Origin of the sequence: Micromonospora sp. NPDC002389 (genome assembly GCF_040296095.1) — a bacterium.
Classification (GTDB): Bacteria; Actinomycetota; Actinomycetes; order Mycobacteriales; family Micromonosporaceae; genus Micromonospora.
Genome location: NZ_JBEOWP010000011.1, coordinates 98,414 through 120,640, shown reverse-complemented (window position 1 = coordinate 120,640; position 22,227 = coordinate 98,414). Strand labels below are relative to the sequence as shown.

General features: G+C 70.8%; 19 protein-coding genes and 1 pseudogene. 10 read left to right on the top strand and 10 right to left on the bottom strand.

Annotated elements, in window-relative coordinates; genetic code table 11:
• The first annotated feature begins 114 nt into the window (after window positions 1-114).
• The 6 genes from ABT008_RS21435 (at window position 115) to ABT008_RS21410 (ending at window position 6,411) form a co-directional block, all read left to right on the top strand.
• On the top strand, window positions 115-1,719 hold the full coding sequence (locus ABT008_RS21435; RefSeq protein ID WP_350697990.1) for a protein kinase family protein: 1,605 nt from the start codon (window positions 115-117) through the stop codon (window positions 1,717-1,719).
• A 40-nt stretch (window positions 1,720-1,759) separates the two neighbouring features.
• Window positions 1,760-2,488, top strand: a complete 729-nt coding sequence (gene sigM / locus ABT008_RS21430; protein WP_350697989.1) for an RNA polymerase sigma factor SigM — start codon at window positions 1,760-1,762, stop codon at window positions 2,486-2,488.
• Window positions 2,485-3,555, top strand: a complete 1,071-nt coding sequence (locus ABT008_RS21425; protein WP_350697988.1) for an RsmA family anti-sigma factor — start codon at window positions 2,485-2,487, stop codon at window positions 3,553-3,555. Before sigM ends, ABT008_RS21425 begins: the two co-directional genes overlap by 4 nt.
• A 175-nt stretch (window positions 3,556-3,730) precedes the next feature.
• Window positions 3,731-4,681: a thioredoxin-disulfide reductase gene (gene trxB, locus ABT008_RS21420; RefSeq protein WP_350698099.1), complete on the top strand. Its 951-nt coding sequence runs from the start codon at window positions 3,731-3,733 to the stop codon at window positions 4,679-4,681.
• 31 nt (window positions 4,682-4,712) lie between these two features.
• The gene (gene trxA, locus ABT008_RS21415; protein ID WP_117228228.1) at window positions 4,713-5,036 is read left to right on the top strand and encodes a thioredoxin; all 324 of its coding nucleotides are present in this window, start codon (window positions 4,713-4,715) and stop codon (window positions 5,034-5,036) included.
• Window positions 5,037-5,244: 208 nt separating this feature from the next.
• Window positions 5,245-6,411, top strand: a complete 1,167-nt coding sequence (locus tag ABT008_RS21410; protein WP_350697987.1) for an N-acetylmuramoyl-L-alanine amidase — start codon at window positions 5,245-5,247, stop codon at window positions 6,409-6,411.
• A 16-nt stretch (window positions 6,412-6,427) separates the two neighbouring features.
• On the opposite strand, the gene ABT008_RS21405 is transcribed toward ABT008_RS21410, so the two are convergent.
• Complete coding sequence (locus ABT008_RS21405) at window positions 6,428-7,093, bottom strand: GNAT family N-acetyltransferase (RefSeq protein ID WP_131052118.1); 666 nt, start codon at window positions 7,091-7,093, stop codon at window positions 6,428-6,430.
• A 292-nt stretch (window positions 7,094-7,385) separates the two neighbouring features.
• Between ABT008_RS21405 and ABT008_RS21400 the strand changes: the two genes are divergently transcribed.
• Window positions 7,386-8,699: an aminotransferase-like domain-containing protein gene (locus ABT008_RS21400; protein ID WP_350697986.1), complete on the top strand. Its 1,314-nt coding sequence runs from the start codon at window positions 7,386-7,388 to the stop codon at window positions 8,697-8,699.
• 8 nt (window positions 8,700-8,707) lie between these two features.
• Window positions 8,708-9,697: a D-alanine--D-alanine ligase family protein gene (locus tag ABT008_RS21395; RefSeq protein ID WP_350697985.1), complete on the top strand. Its 990-nt coding sequence runs from the start codon at window positions 8,708-8,710 to the stop codon at window positions 9,695-9,697.
• Window positions 9,698-9,799: 102 nt separating this feature from the next.
• Here the strand turns inward: ABT008_RS21395 and ABT008_RS21390 are convergent, their stop codons facing one another.
• A complete protein-coding gene (locus ABT008_RS21390; protein ID WP_502890477.1) occupies window positions 9,800-10,768 on the bottom strand; it encodes a hypothetical protein in 969 nt (322 codons plus the stop codon).
• 657 nt (window positions 10,769-11,425) lie between these two features.
• Here ABT008_RS21390 and ABT008_RS21385 point away from each other — a divergent pair.
• Window positions 11,426-11,517 (top strand): annotated as a pseudogene (locus ABT008_RS21385) (IS5/IS1182 family transposase); the annotation flags it as partial.
• A gap of 1,289 nt (window positions 11,518-12,806) precedes the next feature.
• Here ABT008_RS21385 and ABT008_RS21380 read toward each other — a convergent pair.
• From ABT008_RS21380 to rpmH, 8 genes are all read right to left on the bottom strand, one after another.
• A complete protein-coding gene (locus tag ABT008_RS21380; RefSeq protein WP_350697984.1) occupies window positions 12,807-13,823 on the bottom strand; it encodes a ParB/RepB/Spo0J family partition protein in 1,017 nt (338 codons plus the stop codon).
• Window positions 13,824-13,850: 27 nt separating this feature from the next.
• Complete coding sequence (locus ABT008_RS21375) at window positions 13,851-14,912, bottom strand: ParA family protein (RefSeq protein ID WP_502890485.1); 1,062 nt, start codon at window positions 14,910-14,912, stop codon at window positions 13,851-13,853.
• 593 nt (window positions 14,913-15,505) lie between these two features.
• Entirely contained in the window at window positions 15,506-16,321 is an 816-nt protein-coding gene (rsmG, locus tag ABT008_RS21370; RefSeq protein WP_502890476.1) for a 16S rRNA (guanine(527)-N(7))-methyltransferase RsmG, read from the bottom strand.
• Window positions 16,322-16,324: 3 nt separating this feature from the next.
• Window positions 16,325-16,912: a Jag family protein gene (locus tag ABT008_RS21365; protein WP_350697981.1), complete on the bottom strand. Its 588-nt coding sequence runs from the start codon at window positions 16,910-16,912 to the stop codon at window positions 16,325-16,327.
• A gap of 212 nt (window positions 16,913-17,124) precedes the next feature.
• Complete coding sequence (gene yidC / locus ABT008_RS21360) at window positions 17,125-18,117, bottom strand: membrane protein insertase YidC (RefSeq protein ID WP_350697980.1); 993 nt, start codon at window positions 18,115-18,117, stop codon at window positions 17,125-17,127.
• Window positions 18,114-18,359, bottom strand: a complete 246-nt coding sequence (gene yidD / locus ABT008_RS21355) for a membrane protein insertion efficiency factor YidD (RefSeq protein WP_217706055.1) — start codon at window positions 18,357-18,359, stop codon at window positions 18,114-18,116. The genes yidC and yidD overlap by 4 nt, the downstream gene beginning before the upstream one ends.
• 44 nt (window positions 18,360-18,403) lie before the next feature.
• On the bottom strand, window positions 18,404-18,826 hold the full coding sequence (gene rnpA, locus ABT008_RS21350) for a ribonuclease P protein component (RefSeq protein WP_350697979.1): 423 nt from the start codon (window positions 18,824-18,826) through the stop codon (window positions 18,404-18,406).
• 32 nt (window positions 18,827-18,858) lie between these two features.
• On the bottom strand, window positions 18,859-18,996 hold the full coding sequence (gene rpmH, locus ABT008_RS21345) for a 50S ribosomal protein L34 (protein WP_067300964.1): 138 nt from the start codon (window positions 18,994-18,996) through the stop codon (window positions 18,859-18,861).
• 628 nt (window positions 18,997-19,624) lie between these two features.
• Here rpmH and dnaA point away from each other — a divergent pair.
• A complete protein-coding gene (gene dnaA / locus ABT008_RS21340) occupies window positions 19,625-21,469 on the top strand; it encodes a chromosomal replication initiator protein DnaA (protein WP_350697978.1) in 1,845 nt (614 codons plus the stop codon).
• Window positions 21,470-22,227: the final 758 nt, after the last annotated feature.

Genomic DNA, 22,227 nt, shown 5'->3' with positions numbered 1-22,227 from the left:
GGGGAGCGGGCCAACCCAGGTAAGGTCGCTCTCGACGGGTACGGCAGGAACGGCGCGCGTCACATCGCGGGACCGGTCCGTCCGGTGCCACACGAATGCGGAGCGGGAAGTCAGATGCCCAGCAGCGCGGGTCCATCGATCGACACGATCACCGAGGGAGGACGGGTGACCCAGGTCGGCGAGGGTCAGGACGCGGACGAGACCACTCCGCCGGTCATGACCTTCGGTGCTCCCGCAGTCGGTGAGATCCTCGCCGAGCGGTACGAACTGGTCGAGCACATCAACAACGACAGCGCCGGCCGGTTGGTCTGGCGCGGGGTCGACGTCGTGCTCCGCCGACCCGTCGCGGTCGTGATGCGCTACCCGGGTGGTGACTCCGCCACCGAGATGCTCCAGGCCGCGGTCGCCGCGAGCCGGGTCATCCACCCCAACCTGACCGGTGTCTACGACGCCATCGACGAGGCCGATCGGGCCTACGTCGTACGCGAGTGGGTCGACGGGCGCTCCCTGCGGGAACTGGTCGCGGACGGGCCGCTGGACGGGGCCCGGGCCACCGCCGTCGGCAGTGCCGTCGCCAGCGCGCTGGCCGCCGTGCACGCCACCGGCATGGTGCACGGCAACGTGCACCCCGGCACGGTGATGATCAGCGACGACGGCCGCGTGGTGCTGGCCGACGCGCGGACCGACGGCGACGACAGCCAGGAGAGCGACGTCCGAGCGGTCGGCGGTGTCCTCTACTACGCGCTGACCGGCTACTGGCCGCACACCGAGGCACCGCTGCGGGGCGCCACCGCCGGGCACGGTCGGGCGGCCATCCCCGACGCGGTACGCGACGCCAACGGCGTGGTGGCGGCTCCCCGTCAGGTCCGGGCCGGAGTGCCGGCCTACCTCGACGACCTCACCACGGACCTGCTCGACGGTGGGATCGCCCCGCCCTCGTCGGACGTGCTCGCCGCCGAACTGGCCCGACTCGACGTACCCGCCGACGACGACTACCTCGACAACAGCGGTCCGCTGCGCTTCGCCGCCGAGTCCGGTGACGAGCCCTCGCCGCTGGCTGCCGCAGGCGGCCGGAAGGTGGCCCTGGGCATCGCCGGTGTGCTGGTGGTGGCCCTGGTCGGCCTGCTCGTCGGGATCAGCGCCCTCGGTGGCGACGACGACAGCCCACAGACCGACCCGGTCGCCGCGCCCACGTCCAGCGCCCCGGTGAGCGAGGAACCACCGCCGCCGGCCGCCGTACGCGATCTCCAGATCAGCGCCGCCCGGATCATCGACCCGGACAGCAACGATCGCAGCGAGGTCCGCGACGCCGAGAAGGTCTTCGACGGTGACCGGGACGAGGGTTGGTCCACGGAGACCTACAACCGGAGCAACTTCGGCAACCTCAAGGAAGGCATGGGGGTCTGGGTCGACCTCGGCACCGAGCGGACGGTCAAGTCGGTGCAGGTCCACCTCTCCAGCACCGGTGCCTCCGCGCAACTGCTCACCGGCACCGTCGACGCCCCCTCGTCCAGCTCCGGTGACCGCCAGGTCGTGGACGCGTTCAAGAACAGCGTGATCGGGCAGCCCTTCGAGGAGCACGACGGCACCACGATGACCTTCAATGGCTTCGACGCCGACCAGAAGTACCGCTACCTCATGTTCTGGATCACCGAGTTGCCGTCGAACAACGGTGGCTTCAAGCTCGGCGTCCAGGAGATCACGGTCCAGGGGTCATGATCTGGTCGCCACCGGAGCGGCACACCCAGCGGACCCGGTGATGGAGGTACGCGGCCGGGACGCTGCCGGCGTACCGCTGGACGGAGTGGTCAGCGACATCGACCTGCTCCGCGCGCACGCCGACGGTGACCGGGACGCGTTCGCCACGCTGTTCCTGCGGCACCGGGACCGGCTCTGGGCGGTCGCCCTGCGTACCCTCGGCGACCGCGAGGAGGCCGCGGACGCGCTCCAGGACGCGATGCTGTCGGCCCACCGTGCCGCCGCGCGGTTCCGGGGCGACGCCGCCGTCACCACCTGGTTGCACCGGATCGTGGTGAACGCCTGCCTCGACCGTATCCGCCGACGGCAGGCCCATCCCACGGTGCCGCTGCCCGACGGTACGCACGACACCGAGACCGGTGGCGGCACCGGTGGCGCCGAACCGACCGCGCCGGTACGCGACCACGACACCGCGATGGTGGTCCGGGAGGCGCTGGCCACCCTGCCGACCGAGCAGCGGGCCGCACTGGTCCTGGTGGACGTGCAGGGCTACCCGGTCGCCGAGGTCGCGCGGATCCTCGGTGTCGCCGAGGGCACCGTGAAGAGTCGGTGCGCCCGAGGTCGCGCACGGTTGGCGCTCCTGCTCGGGCACCTGCGTACCGGCAGCGAACCAGCCCCCGCCGGTGCCGCCGAGGTGCCGAGGGTCACCCGGGGGAACCCCGGAGCCCCGCACGGCGTCCGATCGAGGTCGGGAAACCATCGCCCGGATGCCAACCAGGAGGATTCGTGAGTACCGGGGAGTTCAGCGGGGTCGACCTCGACCTGCTCGCCGATTACCTCGGCGGCGCGCTGGACGGCACCCCGCAGCAGGCCGAGGTCGCCCGCCTCGTGGATCAGGACCCGGACTGGGCGCGGGCACACGCCCGACTCGCCCCGGCGGTGGACGAGGTCCGGGACGAGTTGGTCGACTGGGGTGCGCCACCGGTCGAGATGCCGCCTGCGGTCAGCGATCGGATCCTCGCCGCGCTGCGCGACGCCGATCTCCCGACGGCCGTGCCCTCGGTCGGCGTACCCGAGGAGGACGTCGACACCGACGACGCGGCGACCACGAAGGCCGACGACCACGCTTCGACGAAGCCCTCGCCGGTGCCGGCCCAGCCGCTCGGCGGTACCCGACGGCCCGGCGGCAGCCCACGCCCGGGGCAGGAGCGCGGTACCCCGAGCCACCCGGGTCGGCGTCGGCGCCGCTGGGCCCGCCTCGCCGGCCCGGTCGCGCTGGCCGCCGCGGCGGTGGTCGGCCTCGGTGCCCTGCAACTGTCCCGTCCCCAGCAGGGAGGTGACTCGACGGCCGGCACGGCCCTGAGCGATCGGGGCACCAGCCCGGTCATGCCGCACGCGTACCCGGAGGACCAGGCCGGGCAGGCACCCGAGGCCGCGTCGCCGGACCGTGCCCCCGCCTCGGCCCTTACCCCGTTCCGGATCGCCAGTCCGCCGTTGCGCACCGGGTCCGACTACACGCCGGAGAGCCTCACCGGGCCGACGGTGATGAAGGGCCCCGGGTTCGGTGGAGGACCCACGGACAGCACCGAGAGCGACAACCAGCCCGCTGTGCCCGGCGAACTCAGCCGGCTCGGCGACCAGGCGGCGTTGAGCGCCTGCCTGGCCGAGATCGGTGTCGAGCACGGCGATCAGCCGCTGGTCTTCGACGTCGTCGACTACGCCCGCTTCGGCGGGCTCCCGGCTCTGGTGGTGCGCTTCACCGACGGCTCCGGCGAGCAGTGGGCCTGGGTCAGCGGGCCGGAGTGCGGAATCCCCCGATCCGGCTCGGACACCCGCTACCGATCGCGGGTAGGGTGAATCGCGGCCACCGGACGTTTGGCCAACCAAGTGACGTGACCCACCGGATGACCGGCTCGGGAATCTCCGCTTCGTACGATGACGTTCTGCAGGTCAGAATGCCGCCGCGTCGGCACTCGGTTCGGCATCGGCGGATGACGCCGGTGGCGACGCTCAACACGATTGGGAGATGGCAGTGGACGAGGTCCGCAACCTGATCATCATCGGCTCCGGGCCGGCGGGTTACACCGCGGCGGTCTACGCGGCGCGGGCGAACCTCAACCCGCTGGTCATCGAGGGCGTACAGTCCGGTGGCGCGTTGATGACCACCACCGAGGTGGAGAACTTCCCCGGCTTCGCGGACGGCATCCTCGGTCCCGAGCTGATGGACAACATGCGCAAGCAGGCCGAGCGGTTCGGTGCCGAGTTCCTGACCGACGACGTCACCCGGGTCGAGCTGGCCGACACCGGCCACCCGGGCGCGGTGAGCACCGTCTGGGTCGGTGAGAGCGCCTACCGCGCCTCGGCCGTCATCCTCGCCACCGGTTCCGCCTGGCGGCCGCTCGGCGTACCGGGTGAGCAGGAGTACCTGGGCCACGGCGTCTCGTCCTGCGCCACCTGTGACGGCTTCTTCTTCCGCAACCAGCACATCGTGGTGGTCGGCGGTGGCGACTCCGCGATGGAGGAGGCCAGCTTCCTGACCCGCTTCGCCGAGTCGGTGACCATCATCCACCGCCGCGACTCGTTCCGGGCCAGCAAGATCATGGCGGAGCGCGCGCTGGGCAACGACAAGATCAAGGTCGAGTGGAACACCGTGGTCGAGGAGGTCCTGGGCGCGGACGGCAAGGTCACCGGGGTGCGGGTACGCAACGTGCACACCGGCGAGGCCAAGGTCCTCGACGTCACCGGCGTGTTCGTGGCGATCGGGCACGACCCGCGCAGCGAACTCTTCCGGGGCCAGGTGGAGATGGACGACGAGGGCTACGTCAAGGTCCAGGCCCCCAGCACTCGGACCAGCATCCCGGGCGTCTTCGCCGCCGGTGACCTGGTCGACCACACGTACCGGCAGGCCATCACCGCAGCCGGCACCGGCTGCGCCGCCGCACTCGACGCGGAACGTTTCATCGCCACGCTGCCCAAGGGCTGAACGAGACACATCCCGGAGGAGGGGTCACACAGTGGGAGCAACCAAGTCGGTTACCGACGCTAGTTTCGCCGCAGACGTACTCAAGTCTGACAAGCCGGTCCTGGTGGATTTCTGGGCCGAGTGGTGCGCGCCGTGCCGCAAGGTGTCGCCCTTGCTGGAGGAGATCGCCGGCGAGATGGGCGACCAGGTCAGCATCGTCAAGCTCAACATCGACGAGAACCCGGAGACCGCCCGCGCCTACCGGGTGATGTCGGTGCCGACGCTCACCGTCTTCAAGAACGGCGAGCCGGTGCAGTCGATCGCGGGTGCCAAGCCCAAGGGCGAGCTGGTCAAGCTGATCGAATCGGCGCTCTGACCCCAGCAGCATGATCGCCGACCCCGCCCCGGGACCGCCGGGACGGGGTCGGCGCGTTTTTCGCCGCCCGCACCCGCACCGAACGCCCAACGCCTAACCTCGAACTCGGGGGCCGCCGGACGCCGGTGAGCACCTGGGTCCCCGTCGCACTACCACGCGTGCCGACACAGGGCCCGGTAAGCCACCGATCGTGCAGAGGGGGCCGAACGTGCGTCCGATCCGTCCCGGTGACCGGGGACCCGCCGTGATCGAGATCCGAGCGGTGCTGACCAGCCTCGACCTTCTCTCCAAGGCGACCGGTCCGTTCAGTGACGAGTTCGACGCCGCCACCGAGCGGGCGGTACGAGCGTTCCAGCAGTCCCGTGGGCTCAGCGTCGACGGCCGGGTCGGTGCCGAGACCTGGCGGGCGCTCGACGCGGCCCGCTGGCGCCTCGGCGCCCGCACCCTCTATCACGCCGTCCCGGTGCCGCTCACCGGCGAAGACGTCCGCTCGTTGCAGGAACGCCTGCTGGAGATGGGGTACGACACCGGCCGCGCCGACGCCATCTACGGCATCCGCACCTCGCGGGCGGTGGCCCAGTTCCAGCGCGAGGTGGGGCTGGCACCGGACGGCACCTGCGGCCCGCAGACCATGGACGCGCTGCGGCGGCTCGGCCGCAAGGTGGTCGGCGGCCGCCCGCAGTGGCTCCGCGAATCCGACGCGATCCGGCAGTCCGGGCCGACCCTGGTCGGTCGCACCGTGGTCATCGACCCGGGCCACGGCGGCACCGACCCGGGCGTGGTGGTGCCCGACGGCCCACTGCGCTGGACCGAGGCGGACCTGGTGCACGACCTGGCCAGCCGGCTCGAAGGGCGACTCGCCGCATCGGGCGTACGGGTGCAGCTCACCCGAGGACCGGCGTCGGAGACCTGCCTGCCCGACATCGACCGGGCGCAACTGGCCAACTCGCTCGGCGCGGACGTGTTCATCTCGCTGCACGTCGACGGGCACGCCAACCCGGAGGCCGAAGGCGTCGCCACATACCACTACGGCACCGACAACGGGGTGACGTCGGCGACCGGGGAACGGCTGGCCGGGCTGGTCCAGCGGGAGATCGTCGCGCGTACCGGGCTGCGGGACTGCCGTACCCACGCGAAGGCGTGGGACCTGCTGCGGATCACCCGGATGCCGGCGGTACGCGTCGAGGTCTGCTACCTCACCTCACCGGCCGACCGGGCACGGCTGATCGACCCCCGGTTCCGGGACCGGCTGGTCGAGGCGATCGTGGCGGCGGTGCAACGGATGTACCTGCCGATCGAGCGGGACGTGCCGACCGGCTCGATAGACGTGAGCGAACTGCGGGCGGCGGTCGCCGCAGGCACCGTCGTCGACTGACCGCCCGCTGCTGCCCTCAGCCCGCCGTGGAACGGGTGGCCGGTGCGGGCCGGACCGGACGCAGCAGCGACTCCGGGCTCATCGAGCCGAGCAGCTTCTCCAACGCGTACTCGACGTCCGACTTCCAGCTCAACGCCGTCCGCAACTCCAGCCGCAGACGCGGGTAGCGGGGGTGCGGTCGGACGGTCTTGAAGCCCACCGAGAGGAAGAAGTCGGCGGGTGCGACACAGGCCCCGGCGGGATCGGCGGCGTCACCGAACTTGGCGTCACCGAACGCCTCGATCGCTTTGATGCCCCGCTTGGTCAGGTCGCGGGCGACCCCCTGCACCAGCATCCGACCCAACCCGCCACCGGCGAAGGCCGGCACCACGTTCGCGGTGGTCAGCAGTGCCGCGTCGGCCGACACCGGCGAGGTCGGGAAGGCCATCGAGCGAGGCACGTAGGCCGGTGGGGCGTACATGACGAAACCGGCGGGCATGCCGTCGACGTAGATCAGCTTGCCGCAGGAACCCCACTCCAGCAGCGTCTGGGAGACCCACGCCTCCTTCTCCAGCCCCGGGTCGCCGGCGGCGCAGGCGCGATCGGCGGAAACCGGATCAAGCTCCCAGTAGACGCACTGCCGGCACGGACGGGGCAGGTCCTCCAGCGTGTCCAGGGTCAGACTGACCAGACGTCGCGACATTGGCGCTTCCCCACACTAGGCTCAGACTCGGGACCGGCCCGGACGGCACCGCCGCATCCCCTGCCCCCGACGAGCGATCGTACGCCGCCGATCGGCGACGCGGGAGGGGACGCGCAAATGCCCTCCTCAGGCACGGTCGACACCGGTCCGGCATGTGGACGCGCGGTAATCGAGGGCGCTCGTGGCGGTGTATGGCGGCTACCATCGACACTCGGCGCGCCGTGTCGCCATGGTCGCCGGTGTCCTGGGTATCCCGGGACGGGAGCTGTCCGAGCAGCATCGAGGTGATGTCATGACCGGCACGACACTCGACGACTACACCGACCGGTACGCCCGCCGGGTGCGGGGCATGACCGCCTCGGAGATCCGCGCACTGTTCGCGGTCGCCAGCCGTCCGGAGGTGGTCTCGCTCGCCGGCGGCGCCCCGTACATCGCCGCGCTCCCGCTGGACGCCGTCGGCGAGATGCTCGGCCGGCTCGCCGCCGAGCACGGCACCACCAGCCTCCAGTACGGCATCGGCCAGGGCACGCTGGAGCTGCGCGAACGGATCTGCGAGGTGATGGCCCTCTCCGGGATCGACGCCGCCTGTGGCGCCTCGCCGGAGGACGTGGTGGTGACGGTCGGCGGCCAGCAGGCGCTCGACCTGGTGGCCCGACTCTTCCTCGACCCGGGTGACGTGGTGCTCGCCGAGGGACCGACCTACGTCGGCGCGCTCGGAGTGTTCCAGGCCGCCCAGGCACAGGTCGTGCACGTACCCATGGACGACGACGGCCTGGTCCCCGAGGCGTTGGAGATCGCCATCGCCGAGCAGGCCCGGGCCGGGCGGCGGGTGAAGTTCCTCTACACCATCCCCACCTACCAGAACCCGGCCGGCGTGACGCTGAGCGAGGAACGCCGGGAGCGGGTCCTCGACATCTGCGAGCGCGCGGGCCTGCTCGTGATCGAGGACGACCCGTACGGCCAGTTGGGTTTCGAGAGCGATGCGCCGGCACCGCTGCGCGCGCGCCGCCGGGACGGGGTCTTCTACCTCAGCACGTTCTCCAAGACGTTCGCCCCGGGGCTGCGGGTCGGTTGGATCCTCGCCCCGCACGCCGTGCGCGACAAGCTAATCATCGCCAGCGAGGCGCAGATCCTCTGCCCCAGCGCGTACGCACAGGCCGCCGTGAGCACCTACCTGAGCACCATGCCGTGGCGCGAGCAGTTGAAGGTCTACCGGGAGGTCTACCGGGAGCGGCGGGACGCGATGCTGACCGCCCTGGCGGACCTGATGCCGGCCGGGACGAGTTGGACCGTCCCCGGTGGCGGGCTCTTCGTCTGGGCCACGCTGCCCGAGGGCCTGGACTCGAAGGCGATGATGCCCCGGGCCATCGCCGCCCGGGTGGCGTACGTGCCGGGCACCGGCTTCTACGCCGACGGCACCGGCAACGGCCACATGCGGCTCAACTTCTCCTTCCCGCCGCCGGAGCGGATCCGCGAGGGGGTCCGTCGGCTGGCCAGCGTGATGGAGCAGGACATCGCCATGCGGCGGGTGTTCGGGGCGGTCGGCGCGCCGGACGCGCGGCGAGGTCGGGCCGGCTCCGACACCCCGGGTCCCGACTTGGCATGATGCCCGGCATGGGTGCCACCGCTGCCAGAGAATCCGCCGTGTCCGGTCCCGCCACCACCGACCTCCACGTCCTCGTGCTCGCCGGTGGCCTGTCGTACGAACGGGACGTGTCGCTGCGTTCCGGCCGCCGGGTGCTCGACGCGCTGCGCTCCGTCGGGATGGAGGCCGAGCTGCGGGACGCGGACGTGGCCCTGCTGCCCGCGCTGGACTCCGATCCGCCGGACGCCGTGGTGATCGCCCTGCACGGCGCCACCGGTGAGGACGGCTCGCTCCGTGGCGTCCTCGACCTCTGCGGTGTGCCGTACGTCGGGTGTGACTCCCGCGCCTCCCGGCTCGCCTGGGACAAGCCGTCGGCCAAGACGGTGCTGCGCGAGGCCGGGATCGCCACTCCGGACTGGGTGGCGCTGCCGCACGACCGGTTCAGCGAGTTGGGCGCGGTGGCCGTGCTGGACCGTATCGTCGCCCGGCTCGGACTGCCGCTGATGGTGAAGCCCGCGCAGGGCGGCTCCGGCCTGGGCGCTGCCGTGGTGCGGGACGCCGCGTCCCTGCCGGCCGCCATGGTCGGTTGTTTCGCGTACGACTCGACCGCGCTCGTCGAGCGGTACGTGCCCGGCATGGACGTCGCGGTCTCCGTCATCGACCTGGGCGACGGCCCGCAGGCCCTGCCGCCGGTCGAGATCGTGCCCCGCAACGGGGTCTACGACTACGCCGCCCGCTACACCGCCGGCCGGACCACCTGGCACACGCCGGCCCGGCTGGACGCGGCGGTGGCCGACGCGGTGGCGGAGGTGGCACTGGCCGCCCACACCGCACTCGGTCTGCGGGACCTCAGCCGCGTCGACCTGATCGTCGACCCGGCCGGGCAGCCGCACGTACTGGAGGTCAACGTCTCCCCGGGGATGACCGAGACGTCGCTGCTACCACTCGCGGTGCAGGCCGCCGGACTGGACTTCGGCCAGGTGATCGCCGACCTCGTCGCCCGAGCCGCCACCCGCTGAGCGCCTCCTGGCAGCTCCGGCGCCTCCGTCGGCACCCTGGCCCCTGCTGATCAGCCGTACGGCCGTTCAGCGCCCGCTGGACGCTGTTGCCGGGCGAGGGGGTCACTGTGCCGGGCGGGCGTCTTTCCCACCGGGGGCCGCTGCTGCCGTCCCCGCAGTGGTGGACGATTCCACCGACGTCGCTTCGGCACCCGCCTCGCGGGGCTCCTGCTTCGCCACCGGGCGCTCCGCAGCCGTAGCCGATGGCTCAGCTTCCTTGTCCTCGGCGGGTTCGTCCGCGACGTCCGTCGCCTCCCCGTCCGAATCCTCGACGGCCTGCTCCGGGAGCGTGGTGCCGGGCGGACCGCTCGGCCGTTCGGCCGGAGACTCGTCGTCGGCGAGCGGAACGTCCGGCGGTTCGGCCGTCTCGCCGATGGCGTCCAGGAGCGACCCGCCCTCGCTCGGCTGACTCTTCTCGGCGGGTGCCGCCTGAGCGGCGAGGCTGGACGGTGCCTGCCACTGGATCCGGGGTGGTTCGGCCAACGGCCGACCGCCGAACTCCGCGAGCCAGGCGGCGACCAGCGCCAGGTTCTCCCGCCACTTGTCCTCGGAGATGGGCGGCAGGATCGAATCCCAGAGGGAGAGGAACGTGCCGCGCAGTTGGAGCCGCCCGTACGGTCGGGCAAGGAACCAGAGGTGCAGGTGCGCCGACCCGTCGCCCCAGCGGTTGACGTGCACCCGGGCCACCCCGTCGAGCGAGCGGATGGCGCGCTCCAGGCGTACCGTCATCACCCCCAGCTCGGCCGCGAGCAGGTTGGGTAGGTCGCCGAGATCGAGGTGCGACCGGGATTCCAGGATGAGGACCATCGGCAGGCCGGTAGGGCGGTCCATCGCCCGTACGCGCCACCTCTCACCCACCCAGATGTACGCCTCGTCGGGTGCCTGGCATGCGGTGCATTCACGGTGCGCCTCGCCCTTCCGGGGCGGCTCCACCGCGACCGGTTCGTCGAGTCGCTTGACTTGCAGGTCACCTTCGAAGGGGAATGACGGCCACTGGGTGAAGTCCGGGACTGAGGGAGGGGTGTCGTGCACGAGGCTGACCCTAACCGAGTACGGCACCAGTGTCCCTACCCGAAGCATGTTCGATTCCGCAGCGGCTCGGATCACGGGACAGCAGCCCACCGTTCCACTTTCCCCAGAGTTATCCACAGGCTTGCACCTCGACGTGTGGCCATCGTCATCCCCAGTTAGACAAGGGTTTTCGGCCTCCGTTTCACGTGAAACGACGCCGACCTGTGGACAACCGGTGTGGATAACTTTCTGGCCGTTGGCGACCACTACCGCTGCCGCTCGTTTCACGTGAAACGGCGGTGTCAGCGGGCCGGTCCGGTCAGCTCCGCTCCGAGCCGGACGACACTCTCCGGGCCCGAATCCGCCACGTCAGCGGAGCCATCGACCTTGAACCCACGCCCCACCCCGTCTCACGGCGGCTCTTCCTACAGCGCAGAAACGGGGTAGTCGTCGTTGATGCCGCCCTCGCGGTAGGTGGCAACTCCCGGGCGCGGCCGACCTGCCGACAGTCGGCGGCGCACTGAGCGCCCTCGCCGAGTTCGCTCCCCCATGGCAGATTCTCTGCGGGGCGTGTAGCCGCTCGGCGCGCCCACTCTGCGATCAGGCCGAGCCCGCCCGCAGTGCCTAGGACGCGTCCTACCGATCTTGTAGTGGTTGATCGTTGACGATGTACCGGTGGTGCGTCGTGGCGAGTTGACCGACGAGGCATGGGCGATGATCGCGCCGTTGTTGCCGGAGCCGGGTGGTTCTCGGGGCGGTGGCGGGATCACTCGGGGCATGCGTCGAAGCACCTCGCTCTTCAGGCACGCTGGCAACTGAAAGACGTCGGCCTGATGCGCGGATGCCAGGCATGGCCCTCGACACGCTGCGGGCGGGGTCGACTGGCGGCGGGGTTCACCCCGGACCCCGGTCGAGGCCGCCGAGTCGCCATGCCGCGACGGAGTCGCCTCTTCCCGCCCCTGGCCGTAATCGGCTGTACGAGCGCGGATGGGGTAACGAAGTCGGATTGCACCGGCCCGTTTCACGTGAAACGGGCCGGTCGAGCGGAGCGTTGCCGAACATCACCGGGTCGACTGTGGCGGATGCCGGAGGGCAGGAGTCGACTTCACTCGGCCGAATGGGCGGTGGAGACGAGCGGCAGCCGCCATCGCCGTCGAGTCGCACGCTCGACCTCCCGAGTAGGTTCGGTCTTTGCCTCCCGTCCCGGGCAGCGTCGCCGGCGCCCACGCCACCGTGCACTGGCGTGCTGGTTGGCGCGACTCCGGACCACAGGCGATATCCGTCGAGGTGCGTCCGTCCGCTGACTCCTCCTCCCCAGGACCAGCTCCGCAGAGGCCGCTACACCGAGACGGCCCTCATCGAGGTCAGTCCACCGAGGCTGTTGCGGTGGAGGAGTCTCATCGCCCGCCCGTACCCGGCGTACTCGCGCTCGACCGGTGGCCGCAGCACCTTCAGCAAGCAGCAGGAGAACCAGGAGGAGCCTCGTACCCTCCGCCGCCCGTACCCCCGGTTTCGAATTTCTCAGATCGTCCAGGCCCCGGACGGGTCCGCGCTGGCGACGGGTGCCTCCGCACCTCCGCCGCGAGCCCTACCGTGCGCGAGCCCTACACCCGCGAGCCCTACCGTCCGCGTACCTCCCTGCCGCAAACGGGAGGCCGTCCGCCTCGGCCCGCGGCCCACCCACGACGCCGGCCCCTCCGCTCGCGCCTCCTCCTGCCACGAACCCTTCCGCTCGCGCAAACTCCCGCCGCGGCCCCCTCCGCTCGCGCAAACTCCCGCCGCCAACCCTTCCGCTCGCGCTCCACCGCCTCGGGCCCTTGCGGTCGCCGAGTTTGCACCGCGTCGAACGCCGCCAGTCCGGGAGGCTGCTCCTCCAGAGCGCTGAGTGGCCCGTGAGTGCCCCGCGCGACTCAGGTGCGTCAAACAGGCTAGGGGATAGGATCTCGCGACCTCAGGCGGCTTTCAGACGGCGTTATCGAGTGGGCCGTGCCAGTCCCTGGTGCAACGACAACGGCCGCGCCCTCTCGGGACACGGCCGTTGGTCGTAACGAGGGTGGACTCAGTCCTGCGCTTCCTCGGCCTCGACCCCGATGATGCCCACGATCCGCTCCAAGTCGTCGACCGTGGCGAACTCGATCGTGATCTTGCCCTTACTCCGCCCGATGTCGACCTTCACTCGGGTGTCGAACCGATCCGAGAGACGGTCCGCGAGGTCGTTCAGAGCCGGGGCGACCGGCTTCGGCCGGCGCTTGGCCGACTCCTTCTGGCTGGGGCCTTCGCTGAGCGCCAGCGCGACGATCTCTTCGGTGGCACGGACCGACAGGCCTTCGGCGACGATCCGCAGCGCGAGCTGTTCCTGCGTCTCCGCGTCCTCCAGGCTCAGCAGCGCCCGGGCGTGACCGGCGGAGAGCACTCCGGCGGCCACTCGCCGCTGCACCTGGGCCGGAAGGTTGAGCAGGCGGATGGTGTTCGAGATCTGCGGCCGGCTGCGCCCGATACGACGAGCCAGCTCCTCGTGCGTGGCCCCGAACTCCTCCAGAAGCTGCTGATAGGCGGCAGCCTCTTCCAGCGGGTTGAGGTTGGCGCGGTGGATGTTCTCCAGCAGGGCGTCCCGCAGCATCGCGTCGTCGCGGGTGTCGCGGACGATCGCCGGGATGCTTTCCCGACCGACGGCCTGGGCGGCTCGCCACCGCCGCTCGCCCATGACGAGTTCGAACTTCTCGTCGTCGAGATGCCGCACCACGATCGGCTGGAGGAAGCCCACCTCCTGGATCGAGGTTTTCAGCTCCTCCAACGCCTCGTCGTCGAAGACCTGCCGAGGTTGCTTCGGGTTGGGCACGATCGAGTCGACCGAGATCTCGGCGAACCGGGCACCGGGCACCGGACTGAGGACCGGCTCGGGAGTGACCGCAGGGAGCGGCGCTTCCGGTACGGGCGGCGCGGGCACCTCCGGCGCTCCGACGGCGGCTCCGTTCGTGATGACGCCGGCACCGGCACCATCCGGCTCCTGTGCCGGCCCGGTCGGGATGAGTGCCCCCAGGCCCCGCCCCAGACCGCCCCGAGGACGGTTCTTCATACCACGCCTCCCAGCGCCTCTTCCGCACTACGCATTCCGGCTCACCGGCTCCTTGACCCCACGCTCGGCGATCTCCTGGGCGGCCTCGAAGTAACTCGTCGCCCCCCGCGATCCGGGATCGTAGGTCATCACCGACTGGCCGTAACTGGGCGCCTCGGAGACACGTACGTTTCGCGGGATCACCGCCTGGAGCACCTTGTCGCCGAAGTGGTTCCGGACGTCCTGCTCCACCGCGTCCGCCAGGCGGGTGCGGCGGTCGTACATGGTGAGCAGGATCGTGGAGACCTCAAGTCGTGGATTGAGGTGCTGGCGGACCAGGTTGATGTTGTTGATGAGCTGGTTCAGCCCTTCCAGCGCGTAGTACTCACACTGGATCGGGATGAGAACCTCCTGGGCCGCGACCAACGCGTTCACGGTCAACAGGCCGAGCGAGGGTGGGCAGTCGATGAAGACGTAGTCGAAGTGGCCGGGGTAGGCGTCGATCGCCCGGGAGAGCCGCGACTCACGAGCCACCACCGAGACCAACTCGATCTCCGCACCCGCGAGGTCGATGGTGGCCGGCACGCACCAGAGGTTGGGGATGCCCTCGACCGCCTGGGCTACGTCCTCCAGCGGGACGGAGTTGATCAGGCAGTCGTAGACGTCCGGCACACCGGTGTGGTGCGGCACGTTCAGCCCCGTGGAGGCATTGCCCTGCGGATCGAGATCGACCACGAGCACCCGGTTGCCGTGCAGAGCCAAGGCCACTGCAAGGTTCACCGTCGTCGTGGTCTTTCCTACGCCGCCCTTCTGGTTCGCGACGCACATGACCCGGGTCCGGTCCGGCCGAGGCATGGTCACCTCGCCACTGGGGTTCAGGATCTGCACGGCGCGCATCGCCTCCATTGCCAACGGTGGATCATCCTCTTCGCGCGTCGGGGTTTCACGTGAAACGTACGCGGCCTCGGTGTCGGCCGGCTCGTAGGGCCCGGCCGAAGGGCCAGGCGTGTCGGGGGCCGGGCGGGGATCGGGCACCACTCCAGGGGCCGCTTGATATGTCGCCGCCTCGAACCGCGTGGCGGCCGAGGTGTTGCGGCGGATCGGGATCACACGTGCGTCAGGGGTGGCGTTCACGGGTCGACCGGCCCCGTCCGACGCGTCCCGGCCGGACGAGAACTCCGGATTCGGTGACCACGGTACGCCAGACGTCGGCCTGTCCCGCATGGACTCCGGCGGGTCCTGCGCACTCCCCTGGGAGCGCCAGCTCGGGTAGTCGGTTTCACGTGAAACAGGGTCGCCCGCTGACCCGGTCACGCGCGGATCGTCGTACCTGCCGTCGTCATGCACCTGTCATCCCTGCCCGCTTCGGATGGTCGGTCTGCACCCGTCACCCGGGCCTCTCGCGCTGTCCTCGCAGAGGTACCGCCCGGCGGGAGCGGCCGGTCTTCGGAGGAGACCCATCGCCGCCCGCTCCACACTATCGACGCGCGGTCAGCCTACGGCGCATGGGCGTGGCGGGTCCACGTCGGGTTCGCAACCCGCCGGTCACGGCCTCGCGGGCGCGGGGGCAATCGCCGACTCCTGGACGATGCCGAACGGCGCCGGCAAGCCGGGTGCGCCATGCGCACTGTCGCCCGCACCGTGTTAAGAAGGGTCCCTTCCTATGCACGAGGCGTTAGCAGGGGACCCTTCCTTGCACGCAGTCAGCGGCGACGCCGAGATTTCTTCGAGGCGCGCTTAGCGGCGATCACCCGTTCACGGACGACCTCGACCACAGTGGTCGGTGGCGCGATGACGTCCTCGCCACAGCGGCGCAGCATCGGCTCCCCGCCGCCGAGGCGGTGGACCGCCTGGGCGTGCTCGGCGATCTCGTCGGCGGCCGAGGCGCCCTTGAGTGCGATCAGGCGTCCGCCCGGCGCGGCCAGCGGCAGGCACCAACCGGCGAGTCGGTCCAGCGGCGCGACCGCCCGGGCGGTGACCACGTCGCTGGGAAGCAGTTCCGGTTCGGCGACCGCCTCGTCGGCGCGTCCCCGGAACACCCGCACCGAGGCGGTCAGCCCCAGCGACTCCACGGCCTCGTCGAGGAAGACGGTGCGCCGGGCCAGCGGCTCGACGAGCGTCACCGTGAGGTCGGGGCGGGCGATGGCGAGCACCAGACCGGGCAGGCCGGCCCCCGATCCGACGTCGACCACCGTCGCACCCTGCGGGATCAGTTCGCCGACGACGGCGCAGTTCAGCAGGTGACGGTCCCAGATCCTGGGTGTCTCGCGCGGGCCGATCAGTCCGCGTACCACGCCGTCGGTGGCCAGTAGTTCGGCGTAGGCGGCGGCGAGGTCGAGCCGGTCACCGAACAGGCGCCGGGCCGCCTCGGCCAGTTCGGGTGGCAGCACGGCCACTGCAGGGTCGGTACCGTCGGCTGCGGCCGGGGACGGGTGGGGCCGGGGCGGAACAGCCGCCGGCCCGGGCGGCGTACCACCCGGGCCGGACGGGGAAACGCCCCTGGCGTCGTCTGCGGTCACCCGTCAGCCTGCGGGCTGGACGACGATGCGGCGGTTCGGCTCGACACCCTCGGACTCGCTCTCCACGCCGTCGATCGCGTTCACCACGTCGTGGACGCACTTGCGCTCGAAGGCCGACATCGGCTCCAGGCGTACCGCCTCGCCGTGCTCCTTGACCTTCTCGACCGCGTTGCGCGCCACCGCGGCGAGTTCCTTGCGCCGGTTGGCCCGGTAGCCACCCACGTCGAGCAGCAGCCGGCTCGGCGAGCCGGTCTGCCGGAAGACGGCGAGCCGGGCCAGTTCCTGGAGTGCCTCCAGGGTGGCGCCGCGCTGGCCGACCAGGTTCTGCAGCCGGCCACCGACGACCTCCACCACCGGACGACCGCCCGACACCAGCTCGTCGATGTCGCCGTCGTAGTCGAGGATGTCGAGCAGCCCTTCGACGTAGTCGGCTGCGATCTCGCTCTGCCGGAAGAGGTCGCCCTCACCGGCGGCCTTGCTCGGCGCCTTCTCGGCGTCGGTCTCCTCCGGCTCGCCGTCGGCCGGAGCCGCCGCCGTCGGCTCCTCGTCGTCCAGGGGCTGGTCGGCGCGGGGGATGCTGGTGTCGGTCACGGTGTCATCTCCGTACTCACTCGGCCGGACCTCGGGTCCGCTGGTTCCCCGCGGCCGGCGGGACGTCGCCGGTGCCCACGGGCACGTCTGTAGGGCAGTGTCGCCCGTTCGCCGCGTCGTTCGCGGCGCTTCCGCGCTCCGGCGCCGGCCTCTCGGCGGCAGCACGTCGCGCAACGGGCCGCCGTCGGTCTCCCGACGGCGGCCCGGACGATTCAGCCCTGCCGTTTGGCGGGGCGACCCTTCTTCGGGTTGGCCGGCTTGGCGCCCGGCTTCGGGCCGGCGACCTTCGGCGCGGCCGGCGCGGGCGGCGCCTCGGCCGGCTTGCTGCGGCCGAACAGGCCACGGTTCTTGGCCGGCTGCGCGCCGTTACGCGCGGCGGCGGTGGTGGCCGGCTTGCTGGTGGCGGTCACCGGCGGGGGGAACTTCCGCAGCACCCACTGCTGCTGGCCGAGGGTGAAGAGGTTGTTGGTGACCCAGTAGATGATCACGCCGATCGGGAAGATGGCACCGGAGATGAGCAGCGAGAGCGGGATGCCGTAGAGCATCAGGCGCTGGATCATGCGCTGCTGCGGGTCCTCGGCCCAACCGGTCTTGAGGATCATCTGGCGGCTGGTGAGGTAGGTGGTGCCCATCATCACCAGCACCAGGACACCGGCCATGATCTTCACGACGGTGCCGTTGGCACCGAGCTGCGCCAGCTCCGCGGCGGTGGAGCCGAACTTGCTGGCGATCGGTGCGGTGAAGAGGGTCGCGTCCGAGGCGCTGTTGAACTGGTCGACCGTCCAGCCGTAGATGTCCTTGTTGTTCTTCGCCGGGTCCGGGTTGAGGCGACGCAGGACGTGGAACAGGCCGAGGAAGACCGGGATCTGGAGGAACATCGGAAGGCAGCCCATCAACGGGTTGGCCTTTTCCTTCCGATATAGCTCCATCATCTCCTTCTGGAGCGTCTCCCGGTCACCCTTGTGCTTCTCCTGCAGCGCCTTCACCTGCGGCTGGAGCGCCTGCATCGCCCGCTGGGACTTGATCTGCTTGACGAAGACCGGGAACAGGATCACCCGGACGGTGACCACCAGGAAGACGATGGCGAGAATCCAGGCCCAGTTCGTGCCGAGGACCGTGGCGTCGGGAATCCCGATGGCCTCCCAGGCCGAATGCCAGGCCAGCAGGATCCACGAGATCGCGTAGTAGATCCAGTCGAGACTCAATTCTCGGCTCCAGTCACGTCGGCAGGTCGGCGGCTGCCCGGCTCCGGTACCGGGTCGTATCCACCAGGATGGAATGGGTGGCAGCGCGACAGTCGCCGGACCGTCAGACCGGCTCCCCGCAGCGCGCCGTGCCGGGCAATCGCCTCCAGGGCGTACGCACTGCACGACGGGTAGAACCGACAGCGGGCCGGCAACGCCGGACTTATCCACCGACGGTACGCGATGACGGGCAGGGTCAGCACCCGGGCACCGGTGGTAGCCGGGCGCGGCGACGTGGGCTCTGAGCTCACCGTGGCCGCCGTTCCCGGCCGGGCCGGCCGGCCCGAGCGGCGGCGAGCGCCGCGTCCAGGTCCGCACCGAGTCGCTGGTACGTCGCGTCGGCGGCGGCCGGCAGAGCGCGTACGACGAGGGTGCTCCCGGCCGGCAGCGCGGCGAGCCGGTCCCGGGTCAGATGCCGCAACCGGCGACGGACCCGGTTACGGACCACCGCGGGCCCGACCGCCTTGGAAACCACGAAGCCGGCGCGGGATACCGGTGCGGAGTCTTCCTCCGCACCGCCCCGCGCCGGCTTCGGCGCTACGTCTGCGGCTCCGGGTGTGACCGGCAGCGTCAGGTGCACGACGAGCGTGCCCCGACCGGCTCGTCGGCCACCGCGAACCGCTGCGGCGAAGTCGATGCTGCGCCGCAGTCGTTGTGCGGCCGCCAGCACGACTGCCGTCCCCGGAGCGGACCCTGTCGGCCTCAGGCCGACAGGCGGGTGCGGCCCTTGGCGCGGCGGGTCGAAAGGATGGCGCGGCCGGCCCGGGTGCGCATGCGCAGCCGGAAGCCGTGGGTCTTCGCGCGCCGGCGGTTGTTCGGCTGGTAGGTGCGCTTGCTCACGTCAGGCTCTCCGTTGTCGGACGCCCGGACACGTGGATCGTCCGGGTCGTGGTGGTCCAGGCCGCCGCTGCGGTGGCCCCGATCGGCGCTGCCCGGACGGCTTGTCACCCCGGCGTTACGGGGCGCGACCACGGGCAGCAAGCACCCATCACCCTAGCAGAGGGCGTGAGAGCAGCCCATCCAGCCTAGGTCGGGGGGCAATCACCGTCAAACCGGCGCAGTCGGGCCGTCACCTGCGGCGACAACCGCCCGAAAGCGGGGGATTTCGCTGATGCCGACAACGCGCCAGGCCCCTCGACGGTTGATGATGCGGCGACATCGCTGTTACCGTGCCCGATTGCGGTCAGCGTCTCCAGTTCCGGGATGTCGCCGCCAGGCAAGACCGGACACGGTAGTGAATCGTTCGGCACGGTGAACCCGCTTCAGCGCCCGGCCACGGCAGGGGGCAGGTCCGACCCGCGCCCGGCGGGCGGCCACAATCGGTCGGCACACAGGCTGTGGATAACTTGTGGAGGACGACCGGTGCGGCGTCCGGGTGGGTGAGAAGTCACACCGCTCGGTACCAGGCATCCGGACAGCCGGGAAACGGCGGCGTTCGGGGGAGCAGAGGCGAGGGGGTGGCACGACGGTGGCCGGTACGACCGACCTTGCCGCGGTGTGGACGGCGACGACGGACGAACTCGCCGACGAGATCATCTCCGCGCAGCAGCGGGCGTACCTGCGGCTGACCCGGCTACGGGCCATCGTCGAGGACACCGCGCTGCTCTCGGTGCCGGACGCGTTCACCCGGGACGTGATCGAGTCTCGGCTGCGCCCGGCCATCACCGAGGCGCTCACCCGTCGACTGGGTCGGCCGATCCAGGTCGCGGTCACCGTCCGCGTACCCGAGGACGGGCACCCCACCGGCACCGTCTACCGCAGTTCGCCGGAGCCCGGCGTCGGCACCCAGGACGGCCCGGTCGACTTCGACGCTCGCGGGTCGGACGTCGGCCCCGCCGGTGACCCCGGTCGGCAACAGCTCCCGCTGATTCCGGAACAGCCGCAGCCGGGCCGGTTCGACCGGCCCGTGGCGGAGGTGCCACCGGCCGACGGCGGTGGGCGTACCGGTCACGGTCCTCCGTTGGTCGACGGCCAGGAGACGCTCTTCGGCCACGCCTTCGGCGAACCGTCCCGACCGCACGACCGGCCGACCGAGGTGCCCCGGCGGCCCGCCGACCGACTCGGCTTCACCGAGCAGGGCGGCCGGATGGACCCGCCGCCGAGCGGTCCACGCGGCTTCGCCGGACGGTACGGCGAGGACCACGGGGTCTCTCCGCGCGACCAGCACGTGATCCGGGCGATGCCGAACGACGGCGGCACCGACAGCGGGCCCGGTCGGGGCAGCGCCGACCACCGCCCGGTCGGACGGGACGACCGCCGGCTGCCGACCGGCGCGGACAGCGGCGGCAACCGGCTCAACCCGAAGTACATGTTCGAGACGTTCGTCATCGGTTCCTCGAACCGGTTCGCGCACGCGGCGAGCGTGGCGGTGGCCGAGTCACCCGCGAAGGCGTACAACCCGCTGTTCATCTACGGCAGCTCGGGGCTGGGCAAGACCCACCTGCTGCACGCCATCGGGCACTACGCCACCACGCTGGGCAACGCCCGCTCGGTCCGGTACGTCTCGACCGAGGAGTTCACCAACGACTTCATCAACTCGCTGCGGGACGACAAGACCAGTGCGTTCCAGCGCCGCTACCGCGACGTCGACATCCTCCTGATCGACGACATCCAGTTCCTGGAGAACCGCGAGCGCACCCAGGAGGAGTTCTTCCACACCTTCAACACGCTGCACAACGCCAACAAGCAGATCGTGATCACCTCCGACCGCTCGCCGAAGCAGTTGGCGACGCTGGAGGACCGGCTGCGGACCCGGTTCGAGTGGGGCCTGCTCGCCGACATCCAGCCGCCGGACCTGGAGACCCGGATCGCGATCCTGCAGAAGAAGGCGGCCCAGGAGCGGCTGTACGCCCCGCCGGACGTGCTGGAGTTCATCGCGTCCCGGGTGTCGAACTCGATCCGGGAACTGGAGGGCGCCCTGATCCGGGTCACCGCCTTCGCCAGCCTGACCCGGTCGAGCGTGGAGCTGTCGCTGGCCGAGGAGGTGCTGCGGGACTTCATCCCGGACGGCGCCGGCCCGGAGATCACCGCCGACCAGATCATGGTCGCCACCGCCGACTACTTCGGCGTCAGCCTGGAGGACCTGCGCGGGCACTCCCGCTCCCGGGTGCTGGTCAACGCCCGCCAGGTGGCCATGTACCTGTGCCGGGAGCTGACCGACCTGTCGCTGCCCCGGATCGGGCAGGCGTTCGGTGGACGGGACCACACCACCGTCATGCACGCCGACCGCAAGATCCGTCAGCAGATGGCCGAACGGCGTTCGCTCTACAACCAGATCGCCGAGCTGACCAACCGGATCAAGCAGAACACCTGAGGCGTACGCCCGCTCAGCGGTGCCCACGACCCGGCCGGAGCCCTCCGGCCGGGTCTCTTTTCGGTCTCGACCGTGGACTCTCGACGAGGTGTACACCACACCATCGGAGGCGTGTCCGCTCCGGCCCGCGCTCGTTGTCCACAGCTCGTTGTCCACCGCCGGTGGATAACCACAGACCGTCGGCGCCCGGTTACCCACAGGCTGTGGAGAAACCCTGGGGACAACCCTGTGGACGCCTGTGGGCGACTGGGGACAACGCGTCGTTCTGTCCACCGACGACGACCCACCTGTGGACGCCCTGTTGAAGGTTCTGGGGATGACGGGGTGCGAGACGGTCTCGGCTGTCCACAGGACTGGGGAGAAAGTCGGTGGATTACCGGTGGACAACCGGTGGACGACGGTGGACAACGCGGTGCACGACGAGGGCCTGTGGACCACCGGGCGAGTTTTACCCCGGGTTCTCCACAGCGAAACCACACGTGGATAACGTCCTGACCTGCGTCGACGCGGGTTCTCCACAGTTTGCACAGGTGCGATGAAGACGATGGGTTATCTCTTCTAAGAGAACGAAAACCAATCATCACCGTTGGACTTCCTGTGGATCGGGCCGATGCTGTCGGAGGCACCCGTCAGCATCGACTCGATCGCCGGGGTCGGGCGCACAGCCGATACCCTCGCGCCCTAAGGTGCGATGGGTACCCGCACGCCAGGTGGGTCGGTGGGTAGCGGCCGGCATGAGAGAGTTGACGACGTCGACG